The organism is Pseudomonas sp. Mb7, assembly GCF_054790525.1.
Map to the genome: position 1 here is coordinate 326,105 of NZ_CP186501.1, position 24,653 is coordinate 350,757.

Consider the following 24,653-nt stretch of genomic DNA (forward strand, 5'->3'; position numbering starts at 1 on the left):
CTTAAAGACCGGCAGCCATGGCTTTGTCGATCAGCCAGTTCAGGTTCGGGCCACGGTCGCTGTTCACTTCCACCGGGCGGCCGGCCAAGCTGCTGTCGAGCGGCTCGTCAGGCTGGATCTGTACGCGGATGTCGGAGGACAGGTCGGCGCTTTTCAGGCTGGTGCTGCTGACGATCTTGCCGGTGCGGGTCTTGTCTTCGCCGGCGATCTGGAAGCTCACCGGGGTGCCCGGACGCACGTCGCCGAACTGGCGATAGGAGAAGCGCGCATCGACGGTGGCCTGGGTGTTGCGCGGCACCAGTTGGAAGATCACGTCGCCTTTGCTCGCGTACTGACCGTCAGCCACCAGTTGCTGGGCCACGGTGCAATCGCATGGCGAGGTCAAGGTGCCGGTCATTTGCTTGCCGAACAGTTCTTCAACCTTGGCCGGGGACAGTTGATCTTCTTCCAGATGACCCTTGAGCACGTCGAGCATGCTGGTGCTGAAGGTCGCCAGTGGCGCGCCTTTGGCTGCAACGCCGTCGGACTTGACCAGGCTCTGCACGGTGCCGTCACGCGGCATGGTGATGTTCATCCCCGGCACACTGACCAGACCGGCTTGTGCGTGGCTGACGAAGTACATGCCGTACACCGATTTGAAAATGAAACCCGCCGCGACCAGACCGACCGCGAAGATACCGGCGCTGAACGTCACCGCTTTCAGGCGCCCGAACGGAGTCATGCCGGAGCCGCCGTCCTTGACCTTGCGCGCTTTGGTGAAGTTGTCGCGCTGCAGGGTCGCCAGCACTTCACCGATGCTGACGATGTCGCCGGCCAGGTGCGAGGTGATCAAGTGGCGCAGGGTGGAAATATCCTGCGGTTCCAGATTCTGGAACTGGCAGCCGGCGCGGCCGGTCTGGCGGTCGAAGGAACGCATCTGCAATTCAACGTCCATGGCGATGCCGAGGTTGTCGATGACGAATTGCAAACGCGCCTTGTACACCTGGCCAATGGTCAGCGGCAGTTGCCCGGCGTTGAACGCCAGACCACCGGCAGACAGGTCGATGACCCGCGCTTCGACCGGCGTCCGGTCAGGACCGAAGAAGCGCAGTTTGGCCGGGATTTTCACGCGGGCGTGTTGGCGCTGGGCTTCGGATTCATGCACTACGTTGGCGTTGACGGCGGTATTCATAGGGGCGATTTCCTTGTTAATTCAATAGGGGCGGGTCAGACCATCATCAGCAGCACGGCGACAAAAATGCTGCCGGCGGAGAAGGTCATGGTCCGAGACGACCAGGTGTTGAACCAACGTTGAAAGCTGGCGAGATCACGGGTCAGGGATGTGGGTTGGCGAGTCCAGGATTGTTGGTCGAGGCGGAAGAACACGTAAATCTTCACCAGCGCACCGACGATCTGGTTGTAATACAGAATCGCTGGGTAAGCCGGGCCGATCCGGTGACCGGAACACGACAACAGCAACGTCAGGATCAGGCGGGTGATGCCGATCCACAGCAGGTAAACCAGGATGAACGCGGTGCCGTACTTGAAGCTGGCGATCATCGCCACGGTCAGGCCAAGCAAGGAGGTCCACATCGATACGCGCTGATCGAACAGCACCACCGAGGTGAAGGCGCCGAGGCGTTTCACACCCAGGCCCAGTGCTCGCGAGTTCTGGCGCAGGTTGTTGCCGTACCAGCGGAACATCAGTTTGCGGCTGGCCTTGATGAAGCTTTTTTCCGGTGGGTGTTCAACGGTGTTGATCGCCGCGTCAGGCACGTAGAAGGTGTCGTAACCGAGGCGCATCAAGCTGAACCAGCTCGACTTGTCGTCGCCGGTCAAAAACTTGAAGCGGCCTAGACGCCAGTGTTGTAGCGAGTCGCTTTCCACGTCGGCGATGAATTCCGGGTTGGTCACCACGGTGGCGCGAAACACCGACATACGACCGGTCATGGTCAGCACGCGTTTGGACAGGGCCATCGAGCACATGTTGATGTGGCGCTGGGCGAAACGCAGCTTGTGCCATTCGCTCATGATGTAGCCGCCGCGCACTTCGCAGAACTCGTTGGTGGTCAGGCCGCCGACGTTGCCGAACAGCTGGAACCACGGCACGGTCTTGCGCACGGTGCCTTCGCCGAGCACGGTGTCGCCATCGATCACGGCGACCACGGCGCGGTCGTCCGGCAGGTGGCGGGAAATCGCGCGGAAACCATAGGCCAGGCCATCACGTTTGCCGGTGCCGGGAATGCGCACGAAGTCGAGCTTCACACGGTCTGGCGGATTCATCCGTGCCCACAATGCCTTGACCAGCAGTTCATCGGACATTTCGACGATCGAGCAGACCACGGTGGTCGGCAGTTCGCAGTCGATGGCTTCGCGGATCACTGAGCTGTAGACCTGCGCGGTGGTGAGCGCGTCGATACGGAAACTGGTGACCATCAGGAACACATGCGACGGGTCTGCCGCCTTACCCAGCTTGCGCACTTTGCGGCGCAGGTGCGGGTAAACGATGTAGAGAAAAATCATGCCGCGCACAAAGTGCGTTGCACCCATCGAGTAGCGCCAGATACCCACGGCGCCAATCAGGAAAATGAAGTCCTTCGACTCGGAGTCGAATGTGGATGTGGGCAGCATCAAGGCCAGGCCCATCAACAAACTTAGGTAAAACAGCCAACCGGCGGCCTGAAGTAGGCCGTGCTTTAGCCTGTGCATAATCTGCATCCGTCTCTATCTCGGGCCGGGCCCGATGGGGTTAAGGCAGGCTTATCGATGCCCCCTGTAGGAGCTGCCGAAGGCTGCGATCTTTTGATTTTCCTGGGTTCACTCGGATCTCAAGTGTTCCCGGAAAGATCGCAGCCTCGTTTCACTCGACAGCTCCTACAACGGGTTCACACAGTGGTTGCGTGGCGTCGCGGTGTGCGGCGCCGCGCAACGTCTGCTTTACCAGCAGATACCCTCGGTGCGCTTACCAGCGTCGGTGGCTTTGGCCATGAAGCCCACCAGGTCGATGACCTGTTTGCCGTGCGGTGCTTCCTGAGCCAGCGAGCGGAATTTCTCGTCGCGGTTGCCGAGGATGATCACGTCGGAGTTGTCGATCACCGAATCGAAGTCCGAATTGAGCAGGGACGACACGTGCGGGATTTTCGACTCGATGTAGTCTTTGTTCGCGCCGTGAACACGGGCGTACTCGACGTTGCTGTCGTAGATGCTCAGGTCGTAACCCTTGCCGATCAGCATCTCGGCCAGTTCTACCAGTGGGCTTTCGCGCAGGTCATCGGTGCCGGCCTTGAAGCTCAGGCCGAGCAGGGCGACTTTACGTTTGTCGTGGCTTTCAACGATGTCGAAGGCGTTCTGTACTTGCGATTCGTTGCTGCGCATCAGCGAGTTGAGCAGCGGCGCTTCGACGTCCAGCGAACCGGCGCGGTAGGTCAGCGCACGCACGTCTTTCGGCAGGCACGAACCGCCGAAGGCGAAGCCAGGGCGCATGTAGTACTGGGACAGGTTGAGGGTCTTGTCCTGGCAGACCACTTCCATCACCTCCCGGCCATCGACGCCGACCGCTTTGGCGATGTTGCCGATCTCGTTGGCGAAGGTCACTTTGGTCGCGTGCCAGACGTTGCAGGTGTACTTGATCATCTCGGCAACGGCGATGTCCTTGCGGATGATCGGTGCGTCGAGTTCTTCGTACAGCGATTGCAGAACGTCGCCCGAAGCCTTGTCGAACTCGCCGATGACGGTCATCGGTGGCAGGTCGTAGTCGGCAATGGCGGTGGATTCACGCAGGAATTCCGGGTTGACCGCAACGCCGAAGTCGACGCCAGCCTTCTTGCCCGAGCAGTCTTCGAGAATCGGGATCACCACGTTGGCCACGGTGCCCGGCAGCACGGTGCTGCGCACGACGATGGTGTGGCGGGTGGTTTTTTCACGCAGGACAAAACCGATCTCGCGGCATACCGCTTCGATGTAGTTCAGTTCGAGGTCGCCGTTCTTTTTGCTCGGCGTACCCACGCAGATCATCGACAGGTCGGTGTCGCGAATCGCCTCGGCGAAGTTGGTCGTGCCACGCAGACGACCGGTCTGGATACCCTGTTGCAGAAGTTCGCCCAGGCCGGGTTCAACAATCGGCGACTTGCCGGCGTTGATCATGTCGATCTTGTCTTTGGCAACATCGACGCCAACTACGTCATGGCCCCGTGCAGACAGGCAACCGGCACATACTGCGCCAACGTAACCCAAACCAAATATGCTGATGCGCATCGCAATTACCTCTGTATATATCAGGCCTTAGAGGCCGGAGTTAATGGTGTTCAGCGTTTATTAGTGCACTCGAAAGTGCGGCACACAGGCGCCACAGTGCCGTGTGCAGGCATACTAAGTTTCGAGTGTCTAAATAAGTGCACTCAAGATGTGCGCAACCAGGCCTTGTTGTTATGACTTGCCCTGTTATGCAGCCGATCCTCTTTGGAGAAGACTCTTGTGCAATCGTCTTGCGCGCTTGATGTCAGGAGGAAAGTCCTGTAAATCAAGCGGTTGGGTGCTCAGGCGAGCACGTTTATTAGGGCGCGGCCATGGCCTTTGTAGGGGATATAGATGGTGCGTATCTCCTGTCCATCGTCTGTTTTGAGACTAGTTAGTCATCTAGGCAAGTTGCTGTGACAACTTGGTTACATGGCTATCTGCTCTGCGTAAGTTATCTCGTACAAACTCGGCGAGAATCGTTACCGGTGGTATGAGCTATGCATTTGGACGAAGTTCCTGTCCGCTCATCGCGAAATCTGAAATTTCTTGAAATATTGTCAGAGATGGCACTAGTCTCAATTTGATAGCACTTTCGTTTTCGACCTTTAATAACAGGCGAAAAATCACGTTAGATAGTTTTGTGCCACTACGCTGAAAAAAGTTAGGTGCCACTACTGAAAAAAATGATCAGTGTCGAGTGAAACTAATCTTAGAAAAGACAGGGAGGATTTTCTGGCGCCATTAAAATGGCGAAAAGGTGCGAGGGTTTTTTGACATCGTGCGAGCTGCACGACTCTTTATAGAAAGAGTCGTGCATTGGGCATGCATTATTCCGGGGCGTGGTCGCGCAAAAACACCAGATTGTCGGGTTTCGACTGTTCGACGCTGTAGCGATAACCCTGCACATCGAACTGTTTGAGCTGGGCCGGATCGTTGATCTTTTCCTGGATCACGAAACGGCTCATCAGGCCCCGGGCTTTTTTCGCGTAGAAGCTGATGATCTTGTACTGACCGTTCTTCTGGTCCTTGAACTCGGTGTTGATGATCCGCGCGTTCAGGGCTGTGCGTTTCACCGCCGAAAAGTACTCATTGGAGGCGAGGTTGAGCAGCACGTCGTCGCCTTGATCGGCCAGCGCTTCATTGAGCCATTCGCTGATGCGCGTACCCCAGAAGGCGTACAGGTCTTTGCCACGGGCGTTGGCCAGTTTGGTGCCCATTTCCAGACGATAGGGTTGCATCAGGTCGAGCGGGCGCAGCAGCCCGTAGAGACCGGAGAGCATGCGCAGGTGTTTTTGCGCGTAATCGAAATCGGTTTCGCTGAAGGACTGTGCGTCGAGACCGGTGTAGACGTCGCCCTTGAACGCGAGCAGTGCCTGTTTGGCGTTGTCTGGCGTGAACGCGGGCGTCCAGCTGCCGAAGCGCGCGGCGTTGAGCCCACCGATTTTGTCGGACACGTGCATCAGTTCGCTGATCTGCGCCGGGGTCAGGTCGCGCAGTTGCTGGATCAGTTCCTGGGAATGGTCGAGGTATTGCGGCTGAGTGAAGCGCTGGGTCGCCGGCGGTGTTTCGTAATCGAGGGTCTTGGCGGGGGAAATCACCATCAGCATGAAGTCGTCTCCTTTAATCGTGGGGGCGATTCTAGGGGGTTGTCGGTGTTGACTCCAGCTATGGGGGTTATAGGTATGGGTAAGCTCGGGCATTTGCGACGGCTGGTGGATTTTTCCCTCACCCCAGCCCTCTCCCAGAGGGAGAGGGAGCCGATCTCATTGATTTCAAAATTTGAGTGCGACTCGATAGTTCAGATTGGCGGATATCGAAAGCGATACTCGGTCAGCTCCCTCTCCCTCCGGGAGAGGGCTGGGGTGAGGGCGGCGTCCTTCAGCCTTGCACATCAGCTATAGTGCCGCGCGGGTTTTGTTATGGAGACATCCCTTTTGCGCATTGTTCTTTTATTCACCGCGTGGCTGTTGAGCTTCGGTGCCGTCGCGGCGCCGGGCGATGTGGCGACGATGGATCGCAGCACCTGGCCGGAGCAGCTTAGCAACCCGACCCTGTTTGACGTGGCGTCACGGGCGGAAATCCTGATGTTCGCCCGTGTCCTGCTGGGCACCGAGTCGATGGACGAGGCCGCTCTGGCGCAGCGTCTAGGCTTGCGCACGGTCAATATCGATGCGGTCAACATTCTGCGCCAACGCCTCTGGCAGCGCCTGCTCGCCAACTACAACTTCGCCCAGCAAAGCTGCGATCAGGACGCCTCGTTCTGCTTCCTTGTAGAAGACTTGCCAACGCTGCGCGAGCAAGCCGCCAAGTTCGTCGTCAGTGACGACAGTTATTACACCAAGTGGGCCGAGCCGAGCCGGATCTTCCATGTGCAGTACCTCGACGAGTTGTTGCGCAAGGCCGCTTTGTCGCCGCAGAGCAGCAACGAATTCGATCGTTTCGGTGACTACGAGCGCAACGGCGACGCGATGCACGACCGGCTGTTCCTGCTGACCTTCGACAGCGCCGCCAATCTGCAACCGGACAACTCCGGCTGGCTCACCGAATACCTGCGCAAATCGAACCTGAGCGGCACGTTCTTCGTGCTGGGCAAGGATATTCAGGCGCGGCTGGCCGATCGTTCGGTGAGCAGCCTGCAAGCGGGGTTCTCGAAACAGTGCGTTGGCGTTCAAGGTTGGGAGTTCCGCTCCCACAGCCACTGGCAGGACTGGCAGGATTCGGTGCGGCGTAGCGCTGATCTGGTGAAGAACAAGTTGCCGGAAAACTACGTGCCGCTGTTCCGTCCGCCGGAAGGGCAGCGCCGCAGCGATGCGCAAGGTTTCTTCAACACACAAGGCCTGCAAGTGGCGCTGTGGGACATCGATGCCCAGGACGGTGCCGGCAAACTCAAGGGCACAGCGAGCGCGCAGAGGGTACTGACCCTGATGCTGCTGTGGCGACACGGGGTGATCAATTTCAACATGAAACAGGACGCGGTGAAGACCTCGTTACCGTGGCTGATCACGCAAACCGCGCAGAGCGGTATCGGTTGGGAAGACTGTCAGGACGCTTTTCGCTGAGAAACGAAAAAAGCCCGGAAACATTGGTCTTGGGGCGATTTTTTTGAAGAAGTCGATGCAGGCGGACTTCCGACTTTAGCGGGGTCTGGGCAGTCCGCCAAGGGCTTTTCGTCACTCTGCAAAATAAACTTAAAAAAACCGTCAAAGTACTTTTTTATGTCATCGGTTTTGGAGTATTACGAAGACAGACCGCCGAAACCTGCAACACAGGTGGCGTCTTCCAAGACCCGTTTGTTTGCAGTCACTTGAATCTCCGCAGGTGAGATTTCGGCAGTCACTTCGAGGCGCAGCACCGCTCAGGTATTGCGTCCAATGGCTCTGACAAAGGTGACCGAGTATGGATGATCACGGACGTAGCCCTTCCTCCAACCAGCCAATCCTTTATGTACTCGATACCAACGTATTGATTCACGATCCAAATGCCCTGCTGAATTTCGAAGAACACCACGTCGCGATCCCGATGACCGTGCTTGAAGAGCTGGACAAGCTCAAGAGCGGGCATCACAGCGTTGCCGCCGAATGCCGTCAGGCCATCCGGCTGATCGACAAGACCCTGGGCGACGCTTCCCCTGAAGACGTCGAGCTGGGTGTGCCGATCCAGCGCGGTAAAGGCGGGCCGAAGGGCTTGCTGTCAATTCTGATGAGCAAACAGGCCGAATCGAATCTGATTCTGCCCGAGCATCTGAACGACAATAAAATCATCAACCAACTGATCGATTTGCACACCCGCGATCCGAAAAAGCCTGTGGTGCTGGTCACCAAAGACATCAACATGCGCCTCAAGGCGCGCGCCTGCGGCATCGATGCCGAGGACTACAGCACCGACCAACTGGTCGATGACGTGTCCCTGCTGCCCAACGGCTATCACAACATGACCGGCTCATTCTGGGACCGCGTGAGCAAGGTCGACACCCGCCAGGATCACGGCCGCACCTGGCACCAAGTGCAACTGATCGACAACCTGCCGGCGGTGCACATCAACGAGTTCATCATCGACGAACAGGGCTTTGTCGGCTGGATCAAGGAGATCGACGAGGCCAAGCTGCTGATCCTCGACCTGCATCAGGAACCGCTGCTGCATCAAGAGGCCTGGGGGCTGAAGCCACGCGACATCTATCAGAGTCTGGCGCTGTACGCGTTGCTGGATCCGGACATTCATCTGGTCAACCTGTCGGGTGCGGCAGGCTCCGGTAAAACCATTCTGGCGCTGGCCGCGGCGATCGAGCAGACCATGGTCAGCAAGCGTTATCGCCGCATCATTGCGACCCGCAGTGTGCAGGGCCTGGACCAGGAAATCGGCTTCCTGCCCGGCACCGAAGCGGAAAAAATGGAGCCGTGGCTGGGCGCCATCACCGACAACCTCGAAGCCTTGCACATGGATGACGAAAACACCCATGGCAGCGTCGATTACATCCTCAGCAAAGTGCCGTTGCAGTTCAAATCGCTCAACTACATTCGCGGGCGCAGCTTCCAGCAGAGCCTGATCCTGATCGACGAATGCCAGAACCTCACGCCGCACCAGATGAAAACCATCATCACCCGGGCCGGCGCGGGTTCCAAAGTGGTGTGCCTGGGCAACCTCGCACAAATCGACACCCCTTACCTGTCCGCGACCAGCTCCGGGCTGACCTACCTGACCGAACGCTTCAAGGATTTCCCCAACGGTGTGCACATCACCCTGCAAGGGGTGCCTCGCTCGATCCTGGCCGAATACGCCGAAACCCATCTGTAACCTTTCAACCAAAACCGGGCGGCCTAAAAGCCGCCCGGTTTTTTATGGCCCTGCACAAATCCAGATGTAGGAGCTGCCGAAGGCTGCGATCTTTTGATCTTGATCTTCAAAAGCCAGATCAAAAGATCGCAGCCTTCGGCAGCTCCTACACAGGTTGCGTGATAATCCGACTCGCAGAAATTTGACCCGCAGGTTTACAATCGTCGCTCCTGATCAGGAGTAATCCCGTGCTGACTCATCTCGATTCCCAAGGTCGCGCCAACATGGTCGACGTCACCGAAAAAGCCGTGACGTTCCGTGAAGCGACGGCCCAAGCGCTGGTGCGCATGCTCCCCGAAACGCTGCAGATGATCGTCAGCGGTGGCCATCCCAAGGGCGACGTGTTCGCCGTGGCGCGCATTGCCGGCATTCAAGCGGCGAAGAAAACCAGCGATCTGATTCCCCTGTGCCATCCGCTGATGCTCACCGGCGTCAAAGTCGAACTCAGTGCTGATGGCGACGACACCGTGCGCATCGTTGCCCGCTGCAAGCTGTCCGGGCAGACCGGCGTTGAGATGGAAGCGTTGACCGCTGCCAGTGTTGCCGCCCTGACCATTTACGACATGTGTAAAGCCGTCGATCGCGGCATGACCATTGAAAGCGTGCGTCTGCTGGAGAAGGTCGGTGGCAAGAGCGGGCACTTTCAGGCGGAGCAGCCATGAACCTGACCGTGAAGTTTTTTGCCCGTTACCGCGAAGCGCTGGGCGTGGATTCGGTAAAGATTGAAGGTGATTTCGCCACCGTCGAGGACGTTCGCGCACTGCTCGCGCAACGTGACGGCGCCGAGGTACTGAGCGAGCAGAACCTGATGTGCGCACGCAACGAAGACCTCTGCCAACTCGATGAGCCGGTGGTCGATGGCGACGAAGTGGCGTTTTTCCCTACCGTGACCGGGGGCTGATCCATGGCGATTCGCGTGCAGGCCACGCCGTTCGATCCGGGCGCTGAAGTCAACGCGATGCATGCGGCCAATGTCGGCGTCGGCGCGGTGGTGAGTTTTGTCGGCTACGTGCGCGACTTTAACGACGGCCTCGATGTAGCGGGGATGTTCCTCGAACACTATCCGGGCATGACCGAAAAAGCCCTCGGTAAAATCGCCATCGAAGCCGAACAGCGCTGGCCGTTGCTGAAACTGGAAGTGCTGCACCGCATCGGCGCATTGGAGCCGGGCGAACCCATCGTGTTTGTCGGCGCCGCCAGCGCCCATCGCCAGGCCGCCTTCGATGCCTGCGCCTTTGTCATGGACTACCTGAAAACCCGCGCGCCGTTCTGGAAGAAAGAAAACACCAGCGACGGGCCGCGTTGGGTTGAGGGGCGGGACAGTGATCATGCAGCGGCGGATCGCTGGAAGAAATAACTCCTGTAGCGCCTTCAAATCAGCTATCGCGAGCAGGCTCACTCCTACAATTGGAATGCGTTCCCCTGTAGGAGTGAGCCTGCTCGCGATGACGTCATCTGCATCACCAAATCCTCCATCTTTGCCCGATTGACGCATTGTACATATAAGTCCAATATGGATTTACAAGTACAAAAAAGCTTCAGTCTTGCCGCTCGAAGCTCCCCACTTCCAGTTGCTCTTCTTCATCTTGCCAAACCAACAACAACCCGCGAGAGAACGAACATGAAGAAACTCCCCCTCATCACCGGTCTGGCCCTCAGCCTGTTGGCCTCCGCCAGCGTGTTCGCCGCCGAGCAAACCCTGCGCATCGGTATCGAAGCCGCTTACCCGCCATTTGCGTCGAAAACCGACAAAGGCGAAATCGTCGGTTTCGACTACGACATCGGCAATGCCCTGTGTGCGCAGATGAAGGTCAAGTGTGTGTGGGTCGAAGGTGAGTTCGACGGTCTGATTCCTTCGCTGAAAGTGAAAAAGATCGACATGGCGCTGTCCTCGATGACCATCAACGAAGACCGCAAGAAGTCGGTGGATTTCACCCACAAGTACTACTTCACTTCGTCACGACTGGTGATGAAGGAAGGCGCCACGGTCGACGATCAATACGCGAGCCTCAAGGGCAAGAATGTCGGCGTGCAGCGCGCGACCACCACCGATCGTTATGCCACCGAGGTGTTCGAGCCGAAGGGCATTAACGTCAAGCGCTACAGCAACAACGAAGAAATCTACATGGACCTGGCAGCGGGGCGGCTTGATGCGATTTTTGCCGACACCATTCCGCTGAATGACTTTTTGTCGATGCCGCGTGGCAAGGGTTATGCGTTTGTCGGGCCTGAGTTGAAGGATCCGAAGTACGTGGGCGAGGGCGCAGGGATTGCAGTGCGCAAGGGTAATGCAGAATTGGTCAGCCAGTTGAATGGCGCCATTGATGGCATTCGCGCGAGTGGCGAGTACCAGAAGATTTCCGAGAAGTATTTCAAGTCCGACATCTACGGCGACTGATAGTCCGCTATCGCTGGCAAGCCAGCTCCCACAGGTTTTGTGTACACCGTAAATCCTTGTGGGAGCTGGCTTGCCAGCGATGGGGCCGGATCAATCACCGCAAATCTCTAGGCCTTCATTTCTTTCAGATGCTTGTACACCGTCGCCCGCCCCATGTTCAGCACATTGGCCACATAGTTCGAGGCGCTCTTGCCCTTGAACGCGCCCTCGGCGTGCAGCGCCAGCACCAGTTCGCGTTTGTGATCGCGGGTCAGCAGGTTCAGGCTCAGCTGCCGTTCGCGCAGCCAGGCGTGGAGGAAAGTGTTGATGCGCTCCTGCCAGTCATCGCGAAACAGTGAGTCCGGTTGCGGGATCAGTTTGCTCGGCGAGAGGAACAGGTCCAGCGCGGCCTTGGCATTCTCGAACAGCGAAATATTCAGGTTGATGCACAACACCGCCAGCGGGCGGCCTTCGCTGTCGCGCAGCACGGTGCTCAGGCTGCGAATCTTCTGGCCATCCCAATTGAGCTTTTCGTACGGGCCGATATTACGGTCGCTGACATCCTCGCTGAGCATGTCCTCCAGTGACGAGTCGTCGCCGATCTCGCGCTTGGACAGGTTGTTGGCGATGTAGTCGACCTTTTGCGTGCGCAGGTCGTGCAGCACCACTTCAGCGTGGGGAAAGAACAGCGTGGCGATGGCGTCGGCGACGGCGCGGAAGTTATCCAGCGCCGGGTCGAATTCAGGGGCAGTCATGACAGTGGAGCTCCAGGCAGCGTCAACGCCCCCGTGATCAGGAGGCGCTGCGAGTGTGCCGCAATCCGTTGGGCGCGTCATCCGTGGACAATCAGGCGAGGCGAGCGGGGGCGAGCATGGCGCTGTCCAGCCCGAACTGCTGCAAGTGCTCGGGCAACGGCTCGCCGCGTACCAACGCCGCGCTGGCCTGGCCCATCGCCGGGGAAGTCTGAATGCCGTAACCACCCTGCGCCGCCACCCAGAACAGCCCCGGCACCTGCTGATCGAAGCCACTGAGCAAATCACCGTCGGCGACGAAGCTGCGCAGGCCGGCCCACGTACGCGTCGGACGGCGGATGGTCAGCGTGGTGGCTTCTTCGATCTGGTAGATGCCCATGGCAATGTCCAGTTCTTCCGGCTGCACATCGTGAGGCTCGACCGGGTCGGCGTTGGCGGGCGAGCCGAGAAACATGCCGGCGTCGGGCTTCATATAGAAGGATTCGTCGAGGCTGACCAGCATCGGCCAGTGATGAATGTCGACGCCTTCCGGCCCGGCGAAAATGAACGCGGCGCGGCGCTTCGGTTGCAGGCCCAGCGGTTGGGCGCCGGCCAGTGTGCCGATCTTGTCGGCCCAGGCGCCGGCGGCGTTGATGATCACTGGCGCGCTGAACGTCTGGCCGTTGGTCTGAACACTCCAGAGGCCCTCGGTATCGCGACTGAGGCCTAGCACTTCGCAATCGGTGTGCACTTCGCCGTTGTTGCGGCGGATCCCGCGCAGGTAGCCCTGATGCAAGGCGTCAGTGTCGATGTCGCTGGCGCTCGGGTCATAGATCGCGCCGTGGACTTTTTCCCGACGCAGGATCGGCAGTCGCGCGCAGGCTTCGTCGGCGCTGAGCAGTTGCATCTCCGGCACGGTGGCTTTGGCGCTGAGATATTGGTTGTTGAGTTCGGCGGCATCACCGGTGAAATCCACGGTCATTTCACCGCGTGGGGTGAGCAGTGGGTGTTCGCAGAAACCGGCTGGCGGGTGGTCAAAAAACGCCCGGCTGGCCTGGGTCAGCGCGCGAACTTGTGGCGTGCCGTACGCGGCGGTAAACAGCGCGGCGGAGCGCCCGGTGGAGTGATAGGCCGGGTGGGATTCACGTTCGAGCACGATCACTTTGCCGTGCGGCGACAGCCAGAAACCGGTGGATGCGCCGGCAATCCCGCCGCCGATGATGATGAAATCTGCCTGGCTCATGTAGGTCTCCAGTGGATACGCAATATCGAGGCGTTCGCTAGTCCCTTGTGGGAGCGAGCCTGCTCGCGAAAGCGGTATATCAGTCGACATCTTCGGTGAATGTCAGACCGCTATCGCGAGCAGGCTCACTCCTACAGGGGATTTGTGGTGTTAGTGAGTCAAGTGATAAATCGCATTGGCGAGGGCGATGTCTTCCAGTCCCAGGCCGATTGAACGGAAGAACACGTGACGATCGTAATCGGGGCGCTGCACTTTCTCGCTGAGCAAGTCGGCGAGGTCGCCGACAATCGAATCCTTGCTCCAGCCATGCTGTTCACTGGCAATCAGCATCTCACCTGCCGAACCCGGCGTGGTCAGACGATAGTCGCAGAACACCTGCATGTCGTTGAGGCTCTGCGGCGGCACTTCATGGGCACGCGGGGCGTTGGTGCTGATCGAGGTGATCAGGGCTGGTTTGCTCAGCGCGGCCGGATCGATCACCGGGCCGGCGGACGAGGTGCACAGCATGATCACGTCGGCCTCGACGAGAGCGGCTTCACGGCTGTCAACGATCCTCAGGTTGGGAGTGATGGCTTTCAACAGTGCCTTGGTTTGAGCGTCGGCGGACAGGCTTGGCGAATACAGACTGATGCTCTGCCAGTCGCGCAGACCTTTCACATAGTGCAGATGCGCCTGCGCAACCTTGCCACTCCCGATTATTGCCAGTCGCGTGGCGTTTGTCGGAGCGAGGGTGTCGACCGCCACAGCCGTGGTCGCGGCGGTGCGCGCGGTGGTCAGTTCAGCGGCATCGCAGAGCAGCAGCGGTTGACCGGTTTTCATCGACATCAACAAGGTCCATGCCGTCACCAGCGCACCTTGCTCGCGAACGATATACGGCGAGGTCTTCACGCCGTACACGCCTTCTTCGGCCAGCACGCCCAGATAATTGATGAAGTCGCCGGCACCTTGCGGAAATTCCACCAGTTGCTGCGCCGGTTGCACGGCGTTACCCGCCGCAAGATCACGGAACAGCTTGCGCAGGATTTGCGGCACATCAATGCGCGCCAGCAGCTCACGGGCCTGATGCTGGTCGATCACGTAGGGCGTATTGGACATATCAGGCTCCGAAGATGAAAGATAAACTTATTAGTCCATTATGGACTTTTAGTTTTCTCTCGCAAGCACCTGATGAAACACCGGGCGAAAAAAAAGCGCAGTCCGTTGCCGGCTGCGCTTTTCCTTTAAACGTCGTTTACTGCGGACGCTTGCGCTCAACCGCGCGCAACAGATGCGTCGGCGGCGTTTCACAGCTGATCTTGCGACCGAGCTTCTCTTCGATGGACGGCAACTGGTAGGAGTCGTCCTCACCGGCGAAGCTGATCGACACACCGTCGGCGCCAGCACGACCGGTCCGGCCGATGCGGTGCACGTAGTCGTCCGGGACTTCCGGCAGGGTGAAGTTGATCACGTGGCTGATGCCGTCGATGTGGATGCCGCGACCGGCCACATCGGTGGCGACCAGCACGCGAATCTTGCCTTCGCGGAAACCTTCCAGGGTCTTGATGCGCTTGTGCTGTGGCACATCGCCGGACAGTTGCGCGGCGTTGATGCCATCGCGCACCAGGCGTTCTTCGATGCGGCGCACTTCGTCCTTGCGGTTGGCAAACACGATCACTCGTTCCCAGCCGTTATCGTTGACCAGGTTGTAGAGCAGTTTGTACTTGTCGGCACCGGCCACCGCATAGATGTGCTGCTCGACGTTTTCGTTGGCAACGTTGGTGATTTCGATTTCGACGATCGCAGGGTCGGTGGTCCACTGCTTGGCGAGGTTCATCACGTCTTCGGTGAAGGTCGCGGAAAACAGCAAGGTCTGGCGCTCGGATTTCGGCGGCGTCTGGCGAATGATCTGACGTACCTGCGGGATGAAACCCATGTCGAGCATGCGATCGGCTTCGTCCAGCACCATCACTTCGACCATGTCCAGGTGCACGTCGCCACGCTGGTTAAAGTCGAGTAGACGGCCCGGTGTGGCGACGAGGATGTCGCAGTGACGCGCTTCGAGGTGCTTGAGCTGCTTGTCGAAGTCCATGCCGCCAACAAACGTCATGACGTTGAGGCCGGTGTACTTGGTCAGGTCAGCGGCGTCCTTGGCGATTTGTACCACCAGCTCACGGGTCGGCGCGATGATCAGCGCACGGGGTTCGCCCATGTAGCGTTCTTTCGGCGGCGGGGTCTGCAGCAGCTGGGTGATGATCGAGATCAGGAACGCGGCGGTTTTACCGGTGCCGGTCTGCGCACGGCCAATGGCGTCTTTGCCGGCGAGGGTGTAACCCAGGACCTGCGCCTGAATCGGCGTGCAGTACGGAAAACCCAGATCCTGGATGGCGTGCATCAGTTCTGGAGACAGCTTGAAATCGTGGAAGCGGGTTTTGCCTTCCTGTGGCTCGACGACAAAATCCTCGAGTTTCCACGGAATAACCGGTGCCTTGGGCTTCGGTTCGCGGCGCGGTCTGGCCGGTTTCGGCGCTTCGCTGCGGGCAGGTTCGGCAGCGATTGGCGCGGCCGGTGCAGGTTGTGGTTCTGCCTTCGGTGCCGCTACGTGAGCGGGGCGGTCGGCCTGTGGCGCATCGTTGCGATGACCGGGGGCGTGCGACGGCGCACTGGGAACTGGCGCGAGCTGCTCAGCCTCGCTTTTACCGAACATCTTCTTGAGTGCTTTGAGCACGGTCATCTCATCAATTGGTTAAGGAATGTACGCCGGCCAGTGTAATGCAAGAAACGGGCGCGGCGTAGTGGGAGGGATCAAAGGGCGGCTTTAATCTCGACGCTTAGCGCAAACGTTCGGTCAACCAGGCACCGATGTCGCGAATTTCCTCGGGTAACACTTCGTGCTCCATTGGGTATTCCTGCCATGTCACGGTGACACCATGCTTCACCAAATGCTCATAAGCACTGCGCCCCATCGAGTTTTGCACCACGCCATCGAACTGGCCGTGCAGGCATATCGCGCGAATCCGCTGCTGACTGGCTGACAGCTCCATCTCATCACTGAAGGTCGGCGCATATGTCGACAACGCCAGCACGCCGCCCAATGGCCCCTGCCATTTCATAAATGCAGTGTGCAACACCACCGCGCCACCCTGGGAAAACCCGGCGAGAAAAATTCGCGAGGCGTCTATTCCGCTGGCGCGCTCGTTTTCGATCAATTCAATGATGCGATCCGCCGACGCTTCCAGCTCATCACGATCGATCGCGCGCGCCGGGCTCATGGCTTTGATGTCGTACCAGCTTGGCATGGCATATCCGCCATTTATCGTCACTGGACGAGTTGGCGCCTGTGGCAACACGAAGCGAGTGCTCAGCAGGCTTTCCTGCAATGCCTCGGCCACCGGCAGGAAGTCGTAACGGTCGGCGCCGAGGCCGTGCAGCCAGATCACGCAGGCGTCTGCGGGCTTAACAGGCTGAAGAATCAAGGGCTCGGTCATGTCTGCTCCAAAAATGTGCGGGCGCTCTCATTAAGTGCGTGGTTCGAGTGCGCGTCCGGTTGATCCGTTAAGAAGATGTCGCAAGGTTACAAGTTTTGCTATTGACCTGTCGCCGAATCGATTCGGTGAGCGGTGTGGTACGGGCTTTGCTATGGCTTGAACCGTGCAACCGATCTTGCGTGGGCGGTAACACTATCAGTGTACGACCCGCGACGGGATTGCAAAGAATCCGGTGATGGATGTTCGCCAATGGCCGCTACGGGCTTAGCGAATGTGAAAGGGCTACAGCCCGTTCGGCCGATTGGTGAGAAGTGAGTTGTCCATGATGTGGATTTTCTCCTACTAGACTCATAGCGAAGGTCTTACGTCGGTTGACCCCAAAAAAAGCCAACACGGGTCAACAACGCCTCAAAAGGGTGCGACTGGACTCAAGCTCCGACACAACAAGAGCAAAACTGGAGGTTTGAATGAAGATGTTGAAATCCACTCTGGCGATCGTGACTGCAGCAACAGTTCTCGGCGTCAGCGGGTTCGCTCAGGCGGGTGCAACCCTGGATGCCGTGCAGAAGAAAGGTTTCGTGCAGTGTGGCGTGAGCGACGGTCTGCCGGGCTTCTCGGTACCGGACGCAACCGGCAAGATCCTCGGGATCGACGCTGACGTCTGCCGCGCTGTGGCCGCTGCCGTATTCGGCGACGCGACCAAGGTCAAATTCAGTCAGTTGAACGCCAAAGAGCGCTTCACCGCGCTGCAATCGGGCGAGATCGACATCCTGTCGCGCAACACCACCATGACCAGTTCCCGTGACGCGGGCATGGGCCTGAAATTCCCAGGCTTCATTACCTACTACGACGGCATCGGTTTCCTGGTTAACAACAAGCTGGGCGTGAAAAGTGCCAAAGAGCTGGACGGTGCAACCATCTGCATCCAGGCCGGTACCACCACCGAGCTGAACGTTTCCGACTACTTCCGTGGCAACGGTCTGAAATACACCCCGATCACCTTCGACACCTCCGATGAAAGCGCCAAGTCGCTGGAATCCGGTCGTTGCGACGTGCTGACCTCCGACAAGTCCCAACTGTTCGCCCAGCGCTCCAAGCTGGCCTCGCCGAAGGACTACGTGGTTCTGCCGGAAACCATTTCCAAAGAACCGCTGGGCCCGGTCGTACGTAACGGTGATGATGAGTGGCTGGCCATCGTGCGCTGGGTTGGCTACGCGCTGCTCAATGCTGAAGAAGCCGGTATCACTTCGAAGAACGTCGAAGCCGAAGCCAAGTCGACCAAGAACCCGGACGTTGCCCGTATGCTCGGCGCTGACGGCGAGTACGGCAAAGACCTGAAACTGCCGAAAGACTGGGTTGTGCAGATCGTCAAACAAGTCGGCAACTACGGCGAAATCTTCGAGAAAAACCTCGGCAAGAGCACTCCGCTGGAAATTGACCGCGGCTTGAACGCCCTGTGGAACAACGGCGGCATTCAGTACGCACCACCAGTGCGCTAATGGTTCTATCGCCCGGCGGGCCAACCGCCGGGTGATGTTCTTGTTCCATTTCTTCCGGGGCACTTCATGCAAAATTCAATCGGCGCACCAAAGCAGAGGCTCAGCCTCAGCGATCCACGAGTGCGTGCGTGGCTATTCCAGATCATCACCGTTGTGGCGGTGGTCTCGCTGGGCTGGTACTTGTTCGACAACACGCAAACCAACCTTCAGCACCGGGGCATTACTTCCGGTTTCGGCTTTCTGGAGCGCAGTGCCGGGTTCGGCATCGCTCAACACCTGATCGACTACACGGAAGCGGACAGCTATGCCCGCGTCTTTGTCATCGGTCTGCTCAACACCCTGTTGGTGACCGTGATCGGCGTGATTCTGGCGACGATCCTCGGTTTCATCATCGGCGTGGCGCGGCTGTCGCAGAACTGGATCATCAGCAAACTGGCGACTGTATATGTGGAAGTGTTCCGCAACATTCCGCCGCTGCTGCAAATCCTGTTCTGGTACTTCGCGGTATTCCTGACCATGCCGGGACCGCGCAACAGTCATAACTTCGGTGACACCTTCTTCGTCAGCAGCCGAGGCCTGAACATGCCGGCCGCGTTGGCCGCTGATGGTTTCTGGGCGTTCGTGATCAGCATCGTGGTGGCCATCGTCGGCATCGTGCTGATGTGCCGCTGGGCCAACAAGCGCTTTGAAGAAACCGGCGTGCCGTTCCACAAGTTCTGGGTGGGCCTGGCGATTCTGCTGGTGATCCCGACCTTGTGCGCACTGATCTTCGGCGCTCCGCTGCACTGGGAAATGCCTGAACTCAAAGGCTTTAACTTTGTTGGCGGCTGGGTGCTGATCCCGGAACTGCTCGCCTTGACCCTGGCCCTGACCGTGTACACCGCGGCGTTTATCGCCGAGATCGTGCGTTCGGGCATCAAATCGGTCAGCCATGGCCAGACAGAAGCGGCGCGCTCGCTCGGCCTGCGCAACGGCCCGACGCTGCGCAAGGTGATCATTCCGCAAGCCCTGCGCGTGATCATTCCGCCCCTGACCAGCCAATACCTCAATCTGGCGAAGAACTCCTCGCTGGCGGCCGGTATCGGTTACCCGGAAATGGTGTCGCTGTTCGCCGGCACCGTGCTCAACCAGACCGGTCAAGCCATCGAAGTGATTGCCATCACGATGAGCGTGTACCTGGCGATCAGTATCAGCATCTCTCTGCTGATGAACTGGTACAACAAGCGCATTGCGCTGATCGAGCGGTAAGGAAAAGCGCATGAGTACTCATACTTTCAAACCCGACATGCCCCCACCGAACAGCAGCATCGGCGTGGTGGCGTGGATGCGCGCGAACATGTTCTCCAGCTGGCTCAATACCTTGCTGACGCTGTTTGCGTTCTACCTGATTTATCTCGTGGTGCCACCGATCCTCAGTTGGGCGATTGTCGATGCCAACTGGGTCGGCACCACCCGCGCCGACTGCACCAAGGAGGGCGCCTGCTGGGTGTTCATTCAGCAGCGTTTCGGCCAGTTCATGTACGGCTATTACCCGACGGAACTGCGCTGGCGCGTCGACCTGACCGTGTGGCTGGCGGTGATCGGCGCGGCGCCATTGTTCATCTCGCGTGTGCCGCGTAAAGCGATCTACGGGCTGAGCTTCCTGGTGCTGTACCCGATCATTGCCTTCATCCTGCTGCACGGTGGTTTCGGTCTGACCAACGTGGCGACCAGCCAGTGGGGCGGCCTGATGCTGACTCTGGTGATCGCCACGGTCGGCATCGCCGGTGCGTTGCCGCTGGGGATCGTGCTGGCGCTGGGTCGACGTTCGAACATGCCGGCGATTCGTGTGGTCTGCGTGACCTTTATCGAATTCTGGCGCGGCGTGCCGTTGATCACGGTGCTGTTCATGTCTTCGGTGATGCTGCCGCTGTTCCTGCCGGAAGGCATGAATTTCGACAAACTGCTGCGGGCACTGATCGGCGTGATCCTGTTCCAGTCGGCCTATGTCGCCGAAGTGGTGCGCGGCGGTCTGCAAGCGATTCCCAAAGGTCAGTACGAAGCGGCTGCGGCGATGGGCCTCGGTTACTGGCGCTCGATGGGCCTGGTGATTCTGCCGCAAGCCCTGAAGCTGGTGATTCCCGGCATCGTCAACACCTTCATTGCGCTGTTCAAGGACACTAGCCTTGTGATCATCATCGGCCTGTTTGACCTGCTCAACAGCGTCAAGCAAGCCGCTGCCGATCCGAAATGGCTGGGCATGGCCACCGAAGGCTACGTGTTCGCCGCCCTGGTGTTCTGGATTTTCTGTTTTGGTATGTCGCGCTATTCCATGCATCTGGAACGCAAGCTCGACACTGGCCACAAGCGTTAGGAGTTGTGTAAATGAGTGAAGCAATCAAAAAGCCTGCAGGTCCTGAAGGCATTATTCAGATGCAGGGCGTCAACAAGTGGTACGGCCAGTTCCACGTGCTCAAAGACATCAACCTCAACGTCAAACAGGGCGAGCGTATCGTCCTGTGCGGGCCGTCGGGTTCCGGCAAGTCGACCACGATTCGTTGCCTCAATCGTCTGGAAGAACACCAGCAGGGCCGCATCGTCGTCGACGGCGTGGAACTGACCAACGACCTCAAGCAGATCGAAGCGATCCGCCGTGAAGTCGGCATGGTGTTCCAGCACTTCAACCTGTTCCCGCACCTGACCATTTTGCAGAACTGCACCCTAGCGCCGATGTGGGTACGCAAGATGCCCAAGCGCAAGGCCGAAGAAATCGCCATGCACTACCTGGAGCGCGTTCGCATTCCTGAGCAGGCGCACAAGTTTCCGGGGCAACTGTCCGGTGGTCAGCAACAGCGTGTGGCGATCGCCCGCGCGCTGTGCATGAAACCGAAAATCATGCTGTTCGATGAACCGACTTCAGCGCTCGATCCGGAGATGGTGAAAGAGGTTCTGGACACCATGATCGGCCTGGCTGAAGACGGCATGACCATGCTTTGCGTGACTCACGAGATGGGCTTTGCCCGTACTGTGGCCAACCGCGTGATCTTCATGGACAAAGGTGAAATCGTTGAACAGGCGGCGCCGAATGACTTCTTCGATAATCCGCAGAACGAGCGGACGAAGTTGTTCTTGAGTCAGATTTTGCATTGATGGTTTGTGTGTAAATCAAACCCGGCCTTGTGCCGGGTTTGTTTTTTTGTGGGTCAGGATACGGTGAGGGTTTCGTGTTCTTTGTGGACTGTGTGCTTGAAACCTCGCAGGTCGGCGCCTTCTGCCAAGGTTTGAATATCGACAAGCATGTAGGGATGTCGGTCCAGCAGGCGCATGAGCAGCACCAATGCTCTGGGTGGAAGTAATTCACCCCGCTCGTAACGAGAGAACGCGTTATGCCCGCCGCCGGAGAGCAGTTGCACCGTCTCTTTTTGCGTCAGGTGCAATTTGCGTCGAATACGTTTCATCTCGGCACCGATCATTTGTCTGGCGGCGATAACCAGCTCATCGCCTGCTTTCGTATAACGTTCCGCGCTATCGGTATCGTCATCCCACTCGACTTCGCCGCACTGCTGGCATTCCCAGCCAGAAAGATCGGTTACACGGCGCTCCATGCCTTTGACACTCAGGGTCTCGCCTCGCCCCTCGAAATGCCTCATTCCCTCACGGGCACCACAGCTGAAACATTGCCGGGTTTTCATGGGTTTTTCTCCTTGAAGGAGATTACCGGTGCGCCGCCGGCAGGGCGGTATGTCACCTTGATGTAAATCTCCAGATCTTGTGAATGGGTGTGATACACGTCCTGCCAGACTCGATGATCGTCATAGCTGGTCATCGACTTGTACAACATCCTGTTCTGCAGCTCGTAAACGATTTCTTGCATCTCTCTTATGCTAAAGCCGAGAAGATCACCGGATTCTGCAGAGCTTCTGGTAAAGGCCCTTCTTCCAAGCCGCCTGACCTCAGCCTTGATCACCGCCAGCTCATAATGGGGTGTGTTCTTTTCCATAAGAAACCAAAACCCTGTCCCTGAAATTACCCTTAAAGGGTAATTTTGACCAATCGAAAATATCGCTCCATGTGTCTCCGATTGACCCTAGGTGGTTGCCGTCCTACACGGGTCTGACTAACATGTCAGAAAATTCATCCTATGATTGGATGAAAGGGAAAATCCTATGTCAGATATCTCTCCACTCGTTAAGCGATCCCTGGTCGATCAGGCTCTGGATCAGCTTCGTCAGCGCATCAACAGCGGTGCCTGGCAGGTTGGCGAGCGTTTGCCGACCGAACCCGAGCTGTGCGCCGAGCTGGGCATCAGCCGCAACACCGTGCGCGAAGCCATGCGCGTGCTGGCGTTTTCCGGACTGATCGAGATTCGCCAGGGCGATGGCAGTTACTTGCGCGCCGTGGTCGATCCGCTCGATACGCTGAAAGCGTTGTCACGCTGCTCGCTGGATCAGGCACGGGAAACCCGGCACATTCTCGAAGTCGAGGCCATCGGCCTGGCGGCGTTGCGCCGTACCGACGAGGACCTCGTCGCATTGCGTGAAGCGCTCGGCACCAGCGGCAGCCACTACCACGGCGATCTCGACACCTATATCGCCTGCGATCTGGTGTTCCACCGTCGTCTGGTCGATGCCGCGCACAACCCGACCCTCAGCGAGCTTTATCGCTATTTCTCGAGCATCGTCGGTGCGCAATTGCGCCAGACCCTGAATATCGTCCCGCGCCGTCAGGAAGTGTTCGACTTGCATATCGAGTTACTCGATGCGGTCGAGCAACGCGACCCGGAACGGGCCAAAGCTTTGTCGAGGCAGTTGATCAATGAACCTTGAAACCGAGAAATCCATGTCCCGCAGTGAGCTATCCACAACCCCAAAACGCACGGCAGAGCTTGAAGAGCTGCTGATCGACGCCGAGGCCGACGACGAGCAAGTGCAACAAAGCCATCCGCTGGTGCGCCGGCCGTGGTTGTTGTTGCTGGGCTTGATTCTGGTCGCGCTGAATTTGCGTCCGGCGCTGTCGAGCATGGCGCCGCTGCTTAGTGATGTGTCGAAAAGCCTCGGTTTGTCGGCAGCTCAGGCCGGTTTGCTGACCACACTGCCAGTGCTGTGCCTGGGATTGTTCGCCCCACTGGCACCGATTCTGGCGCGGCGTTTTGGCGCTGAACGGGTGGTGTTGGGAATTCTACTGACACTGGCCGGCGGGATTATCTTGCGCAGCAACTTCGGCGAGATCGGCCTGTTCGCTGGCAGCGTATTGGGCGGCGCGAGTATCGGCATCATCGGAGTTTTGCTGCCGGGCATCGTCAAGCGCGACTTCGCCAAACACGCCGGCACCATGACCGGCGTGTACACCATGGCGCTGTGTCTGGGCGCGGCGATGGCGGCGGGTTCCAGCGTGCCGCTGAGTGAACATTTCGGTCACAGTTGGGCGATGGGCCTGGGTTTCTGGGTGATTCCGGCGCTGGTTGCAGCAGTGTTCTGGCTGCCGCAAGTCGGGCAGAAACATGGCGCGCACAACGTCGCCTACCGTGTGCGCGGGCTGCTGCGTGATCCGTTGGCCTGGCAGGTGACCTTGTACATGGGCCTGCAATCGTCGCTGGCCTACATTGTGTTCGGCTGGTTGCCGTCGATCCTGATTGGTCGCGGCCTGACGCCGACCCAGGCCGGTCTGGTGTTGTCCGGTTCGGTGATCATCCAGCTCGCCAGTTCGTTGGCTGCGCCGTGGCTGGCGACGCGCGGCAAGGATCAGCGTCTGGCGATCGTCGTGGTCATGGCGCTGACTCTTTGCGGGCTGTTCGGTTGCCTGTACGCGCCGATCGAAGGCCTGTGGGGCTGGGCGATTCTGTTGGGGCTGGGGCAGGGCGGTACGTTCAGTCTGGCGCTGACGTTGATTGTGCTGCGTTCGCGTGATTCGCATGTTGCGGCGAATCTGTCGAGCATGTCTCAGGGTTTCGGTTACACGTTGGCGTCGATGGGGCCGTTTGCGGTCGGCGTGGTGCATGACTGGACCGGCGGCTGGAATGCCGTGGGCTGGATCTTCGGCATCATTGGCACCGGTGCGATCATCGCTGGCCTCGGCGCCGGGCGTGCGTTGTACGTGCAAGTGCAAAGCGAAAAAATCTGACGCGGTTCAAACTGTAGGAGTGAGCCTGCTCGCGATAGCTTTATACCAGTCAACGTTGCGCTGACTGACACACCGCTATCGCGAGCAGGCTCACTCCTACATGGGTTTTGTGTACAGCGGGTATTCGGTTTACGAATGCCGATAGTGTTTCTGCGCATTGCAGATTATGGTGCTGGCACTCTGTACCTATTTTGG

23 protein-coding genes are annotated in these 24,653 nt (G+C 58.6%); 12 read left to right on the forward strand and 11 right to left on the reverse strand.

Going from position 1 to position 24,653, the window contains the following annotated elements:
- Position 1 precedes the first annotated feature (1 nt).
- The 4 genes from ACOYXH_RS01420 to yaaA all read right to left on the reverse strand — a co-directional run bounded on the left by ACOYXH_RS01420 (position 2) and on the right by yaaA (position 5,822).
- Entirely contained in the window at positions 2–1,171 is a 1,170-nt protein-coding gene (locus tag ACOYXH_RS01420; protein ID WP_460410207.1) for a PilZ domain-containing protein, read from the reverse strand.
- Positions 1,172–1,206: 35 nt separating this feature from the next.
- Complete coding sequence (alg8, locus tag ACOYXH_RS01425) at positions 1,207–2,688, reverse strand: mannuronan synthase (protein WP_371857746.1); 1,482 nt, start codon at positions 2,686–2,688, stop codon at positions 1,207–1,209.
- Positions 2,689–2,916: 228 nt separating this feature from the next.
- A complete protein-coding gene (locus ACOYXH_RS01430) occupies positions 2,917–4,233 on the reverse strand; it encodes a nucleotide sugar dehydrogenase (protein ID WP_095050978.1) in 1,317 nt (438 codons plus the stop codon).
- 809 nt (positions 4,234–5,042) lie between these two features.
- Positions 5,043–5,822 carry a peroxide stress protein YaaA gene (gene yaaA / locus ACOYXH_RS01435; protein ID WP_095050977.1) on the reverse strand — a complete coding sequence of 260 codons (780 nt, stop codon included), beginning with the start codon at positions 5,820–5,822 and terminating at the stop codon, positions 5,043–5,045.
- A gap of 312 nt (positions 5,823–6,134) precedes the next feature.
- Here yaaA and ACOYXH_RS01440 point away from each other — a divergent pair, with 312 nt between their 5' ends.
- The 6 genes from ACOYXH_RS01440 to ACOYXH_RS01465 all read left to right on the forward strand — a co-directional run bounded on the left by ACOYXH_RS01440 (position 6,135) and on the right by ACOYXH_RS01465 (position 11,443).
- On the forward strand, positions 6,135–7,274 hold the full coding sequence (locus tag ACOYXH_RS01440) for a polysaccharide deacetylase family protein (protein ID WP_371857747.1): 1,140 nt from the start codon (positions 6,135–6,137) through the stop codon (positions 7,272–7,274).
- Positions 7,275–7,611: 337 nt separating this feature from the next.
- Entirely contained in the window at positions 7,612–9,006 is a 1,395-nt protein-coding gene (locus ACOYXH_RS01445; protein WP_016985016.1) for a PhoH family protein, read from the forward strand.
- 227 nt (positions 9,007–9,233) lie between these two features.
- On the forward strand, positions 9,234–9,707 hold the full coding sequence (moaC, locus tag ACOYXH_RS01450; RefSeq protein WP_093437022.1) for a cyclic pyranopterin monophosphate synthase MoaC: 474 nt from the start codon (positions 9,234–9,236) through the stop codon (positions 9,705–9,707).
- Positions 9,704–9,946 (forward strand): molybdopterin converting factor subunit 1, encoded by a 243-nt coding sequence (moaD, locus tag ACOYXH_RS01455; RefSeq protein WP_077571219.1) that lies wholly within the window; start codon positions 9,704–9,706, stop codon positions 9,944–9,946. Before moaC ends, moaD begins: the two co-directional genes overlap by 4 nt.
- Positions 9,947–9,949: 3 nt before the next feature.
- Positions 9,950–10,402: a molybdopterin synthase catalytic subunit MoaE gene (moaE, locus tag ACOYXH_RS01460; protein WP_038357637.1), complete on the forward strand. Its 453-nt coding sequence runs from the start codon at positions 9,950–9,952 to the stop codon at positions 10,400–10,402.
- A gap of 264 nt (positions 10,403–10,666) precedes the next feature.
- Positions 10,667–11,443, forward strand: a complete 777-nt coding sequence (locus ACOYXH_RS01465; protein ID WP_007914314.1) for an ABC transporter substrate-binding protein — start codon at positions 10,667–10,669, stop codon at positions 11,441–11,443.
- Between the two features lie 107 nt (positions 11,444–11,550).
- Here the strand turns inward: ACOYXH_RS01465 and ACOYXH_RS01470 are convergent, their stop codons facing one another.
- From ACOYXH_RS01470 to ACOYXH_RS01490, 5 genes are all read right to left on the reverse strand, one after another.
- On the reverse strand, positions 11,551–12,177 hold the full coding sequence (locus tag ACOYXH_RS01470) for a helix-turn-helix transcriptional regulator (protein ID WP_220557989.1): 627 nt from the start codon (positions 12,175–12,177) through the stop codon (positions 11,551–11,553).
- Between the two features lie 91 nt (positions 12,178–12,268).
- Positions 12,269–13,396, reverse strand: coding sequence for an NAD(P)/FAD-dependent oxidoreductase (locus tag ACOYXH_RS01475; RefSeq protein ID WP_095050972.1), 1,128 nt, complete (start codon positions 13,394–13,396; stop codon positions 12,269–12,271).
- 150 nt (positions 13,397–13,546) lie between these two features.
- On the reverse strand, positions 13,547–14,491 hold the full coding sequence (locus ACOYXH_RS01480) for an ornithine cyclodeaminase family protein (RefSeq protein ID WP_220557993.1): 945 nt from the start codon (positions 14,489–14,491) through the stop codon (positions 13,547–13,549).
- A 136-nt stretch (positions 14,492–14,627) separates the two neighbouring features.
- On the reverse strand, positions 14,628–16,106 hold the full coding sequence (rhlB, locus tag ACOYXH_RS01485; protein ID WP_095050970.1) for an ATP-dependent RNA helicase RhlB: 1,479 nt from the start codon (positions 16,104–16,106) through the stop codon (positions 14,628–14,630).
- A 97-nt stretch (positions 16,107–16,203) separates the two neighbouring features.
- Positions 16,204–16,860 (reverse strand): alpha/beta hydrolase, encoded by a 657-nt coding sequence (locus ACOYXH_RS01490; RefSeq protein WP_258709288.1) that lies wholly within the window; start codon positions 16,858–16,860, stop codon positions 16,204–16,206.
- Between the two features lie 467 nt (positions 16,861–17,327).
- Here ACOYXH_RS01490 and ACOYXH_RS01495 point away from each other — a divergent pair, with 467 nt between their 5' ends.
- The 4 genes from ACOYXH_RS01495 (at position 17,328) to ACOYXH_RS01510 (ending at position 21,488) form a co-directional block, all read left to right on the forward strand.
- Positions 17,328–18,359 carry an amino acid ABC transporter substrate-binding protein gene (locus ACOYXH_RS01495; RefSeq protein ID WP_095050968.1) on the forward strand — a complete coding sequence of 344 codons (1,032 nt, stop codon included), beginning with the start codon at positions 17,328–17,330 and terminating at the stop codon, positions 18,357–18,359.
- A 66-nt stretch (positions 18,360–18,425) separates the two neighbouring features.
- Positions 18,426–19,607, forward strand: a complete 1,182-nt coding sequence (locus ACOYXH_RS01500; RefSeq protein ID WP_095050967.1) for an amino acid ABC transporter permease — start codon at positions 18,426–18,428, stop codon at positions 19,605–19,607.
- 10 nt (positions 19,608–19,617) lie between these two features.
- Positions 19,618–20,712: an amino acid ABC transporter permease gene (locus ACOYXH_RS01505; RefSeq protein WP_150775253.1), complete on the forward strand. Its 1,095-nt coding sequence runs from the start codon at positions 19,618–19,620 to the stop codon at positions 20,710–20,712.
- An 11-nt stretch (positions 20,713–20,723) separates the two neighbouring features.
- On the forward strand, positions 20,724–21,488 hold the full coding sequence (locus ACOYXH_RS01510; RefSeq protein ID WP_038357653.1) for an amino acid ABC transporter ATP-binding protein: 765 nt from the start codon (positions 20,724–20,726) through the stop codon (positions 21,486–21,488).
- Positions 21,489–21,541: 53 nt separating this feature from the next.
- Here ACOYXH_RS01510 and ACOYXH_RS01515 read toward each other — a convergent pair whose 3' ends face one another.
- On the reverse strand, positions 21,542–22,030 hold the full coding sequence (locus ACOYXH_RS01515; protein WP_095050965.1) for a type II toxin-antitoxin system MqsA family antitoxin: 489 nt from the start codon (positions 22,028–22,030) through the stop codon (positions 21,542–21,544).
- The gene (locus ACOYXH_RS01520) at positions 22,027–22,338 is read right to left on the reverse strand and encodes a type II toxin-antitoxin system MqsR family toxin (protein WP_099758064.1); all 312 of its coding nucleotides are present in this window, start codon (positions 22,336–22,338) and stop codon (positions 22,027–22,029) included. Before ACOYXH_RS01520 ends, ACOYXH_RS01515 begins: the two co-directional genes overlap by 4 nt.
- 166 nt (positions 22,339–22,504) lie before the next feature.
- Here ACOYXH_RS01520 and ACOYXH_RS01525 point away from each other — a divergent pair, with 166 nt between their 5' ends.
- Positions 22,505–23,164 carry a FadR/GntR family transcriptional regulator gene (locus tag ACOYXH_RS01525; protein ID WP_095050963.1) on the forward strand — a complete coding sequence of 220 codons (660 nt, stop codon included), beginning with the start codon at positions 22,505–22,507 and terminating at the stop codon, positions 23,162–23,164.
- Complete coding sequence (locus tag ACOYXH_RS01530) at positions 23,154–24,458, forward strand: CynX/NimT family MFS transporter (RefSeq protein ID WP_460410208.1); 1,305 nt, start codon at positions 23,154–23,156, stop codon at positions 24,456–24,458. Before ACOYXH_RS01525 ends, ACOYXH_RS01530 begins: the two co-directional genes overlap by 11 nt.
- Positions 24,459–24,653: the final 195 nt, after the last annotated feature.

Bases quoted from the DNA above. Each gene is read 5' to 3' on its own strand.
- ACOYXH_RS01420 (WP_460410207.1), bottom strand. From the start codon at position 1,171: ATGAATACCGCCGTCAACGCCAACGTAGTGCATGAATCCGAAGCCCAG.
- alg8 (WP_371857746.1), bottom strand. From the start codon at position 2,688: ATGCACAGGCTAAAGCACGGCCTACTTCAGGCCGCCGGTTGGCTGTTT.
- ACOYXH_RS01430 (WP_095050978.1), bottom strand. From the start codon at position 4,233: ATGCGCATCAGCATATTTGGTTTGGGTTACGTTGGCGCAGTATGTGCC.
- yaaA (WP_095050977.1), bottom strand. From the start codon at position 5,822: ATGCTGATGGTGATTTCCCCCGCCAAGACCCTCGATTACGAAACACCG.
- ACOYXH_RS01440 (WP_371857747.1), top strand. From the start codon at position 6,135: ATGGAGACATCCCTTTTGCGCATTGTTCTTTTATTCACCGCGTGGCTG.
- ACOYXH_RS01445 (WP_016985016.1), top strand. From the start codon at position 7,612: ATGGATGATCACGGACGTAGCCCTTCCTCCAACCAGCCAATCCTTTAT.
- moaD (WP_077571219.1), top strand. From the start codon at position 9,704: ATGAACCTGACCGTGAAGTTTTTTGCCCGTTACCGCGAAGCGCTGGGC.
- moaE (WP_038357637.1), top strand. From the start codon at position 9,950: ATGGCGATTCGCGTGCAGGCCACGCCGTTCGATCCGGGCGCTGAAGTC.
- ACOYXH_RS01465 (WP_007914314.1), top strand. From the start codon at position 10,667: ATGAAGAAACTCCCCCTCATCACCGGTCTGGCCCTCAGCCTGTTGGCC.
- ACOYXH_RS01470 (WP_220557989.1), bottom strand. From the start codon at position 12,177: ATGACTGCCCCTGAATTCGACCCGGCGCTGGATAACTTCCGCGCCGTC.
- ACOYXH_RS01475 (WP_095050972.1), bottom strand. From the start codon at position 13,396: ATGAGCCAGGCAGATTTCATCATCATCGGCGGCGGGATTGCCGGCGCA.
- ACOYXH_RS01480 (WP_220557993.1), bottom strand. From the start codon at position 14,491: ATGTCCAATACGCCCTACGTGATCGACCAGCATCAGGCCCGTGAGCTG.
- rhlB (WP_095050970.1), bottom strand. From the start codon at position 16,106: ATGACCGTGCTCAAAGCACTCAAGAAGATGTTCGGTAAAAGCGAGGCT.
- ACOYXH_RS01490 (WP_258709288.1), bottom strand. From the start codon at position 16,860: ATGACCGAGCCCTTGATTCTTCAGCCTGTTAAGCCCGCAGACGCCTGC.
- ACOYXH_RS01495 (WP_095050968.1), top strand. From the start codon at position 17,328: ATGAAGATGTTGAAATCCACTCTGGCGATCGTGACTGCAGCAACAGTT.
- ACOYXH_RS01500 (WP_095050967.1), top strand. From the start codon at position 18,426: ATGCAAAATTCAATCGGCGCACCAAAGCAGAGGCTCAGCCTCAGCGAT.
- ACOYXH_RS01505 (WP_150775253.1), top strand. From the start codon at position 19,618: ATGAGTACTCATACTTTCAAACCCGACATGCCCCCACCGAACAGCAGC.
- ACOYXH_RS01510 (WP_038357653.1), top strand. From the start codon at position 20,724: ATGAGTGAAGCAATCAAAAAGCCTGCAGGTCCTGAAGGCATTATTCAG.
- ACOYXH_RS01515 (WP_095050965.1), bottom strand. From the start codon at position 22,030: ATGAAAACCCGGCAATGTTTCAGCTGTGGTGCCCGTGAGGGAATGAGG.
- ACOYXH_RS01520 (WP_099758064.1), bottom strand. From the start codon at position 22,338: ATGGAAAAGAACACACCCCATTATGAGCTGGCGGTGATCAAGGCTGAG.
- ACOYXH_RS01525 (WP_095050963.1), top strand. From the start codon at position 22,505: ATGTCAGATATCTCTCCACTCGTTAAGCGATCCCTGGTCGATCAGGCT.
- ACOYXH_RS01530 (WP_460410208.1), top strand. From the start codon at position 23,154: ATGAACCTTGAAACCGAGAAATCCATGTCCCGCAGTGAGCTATCCACA.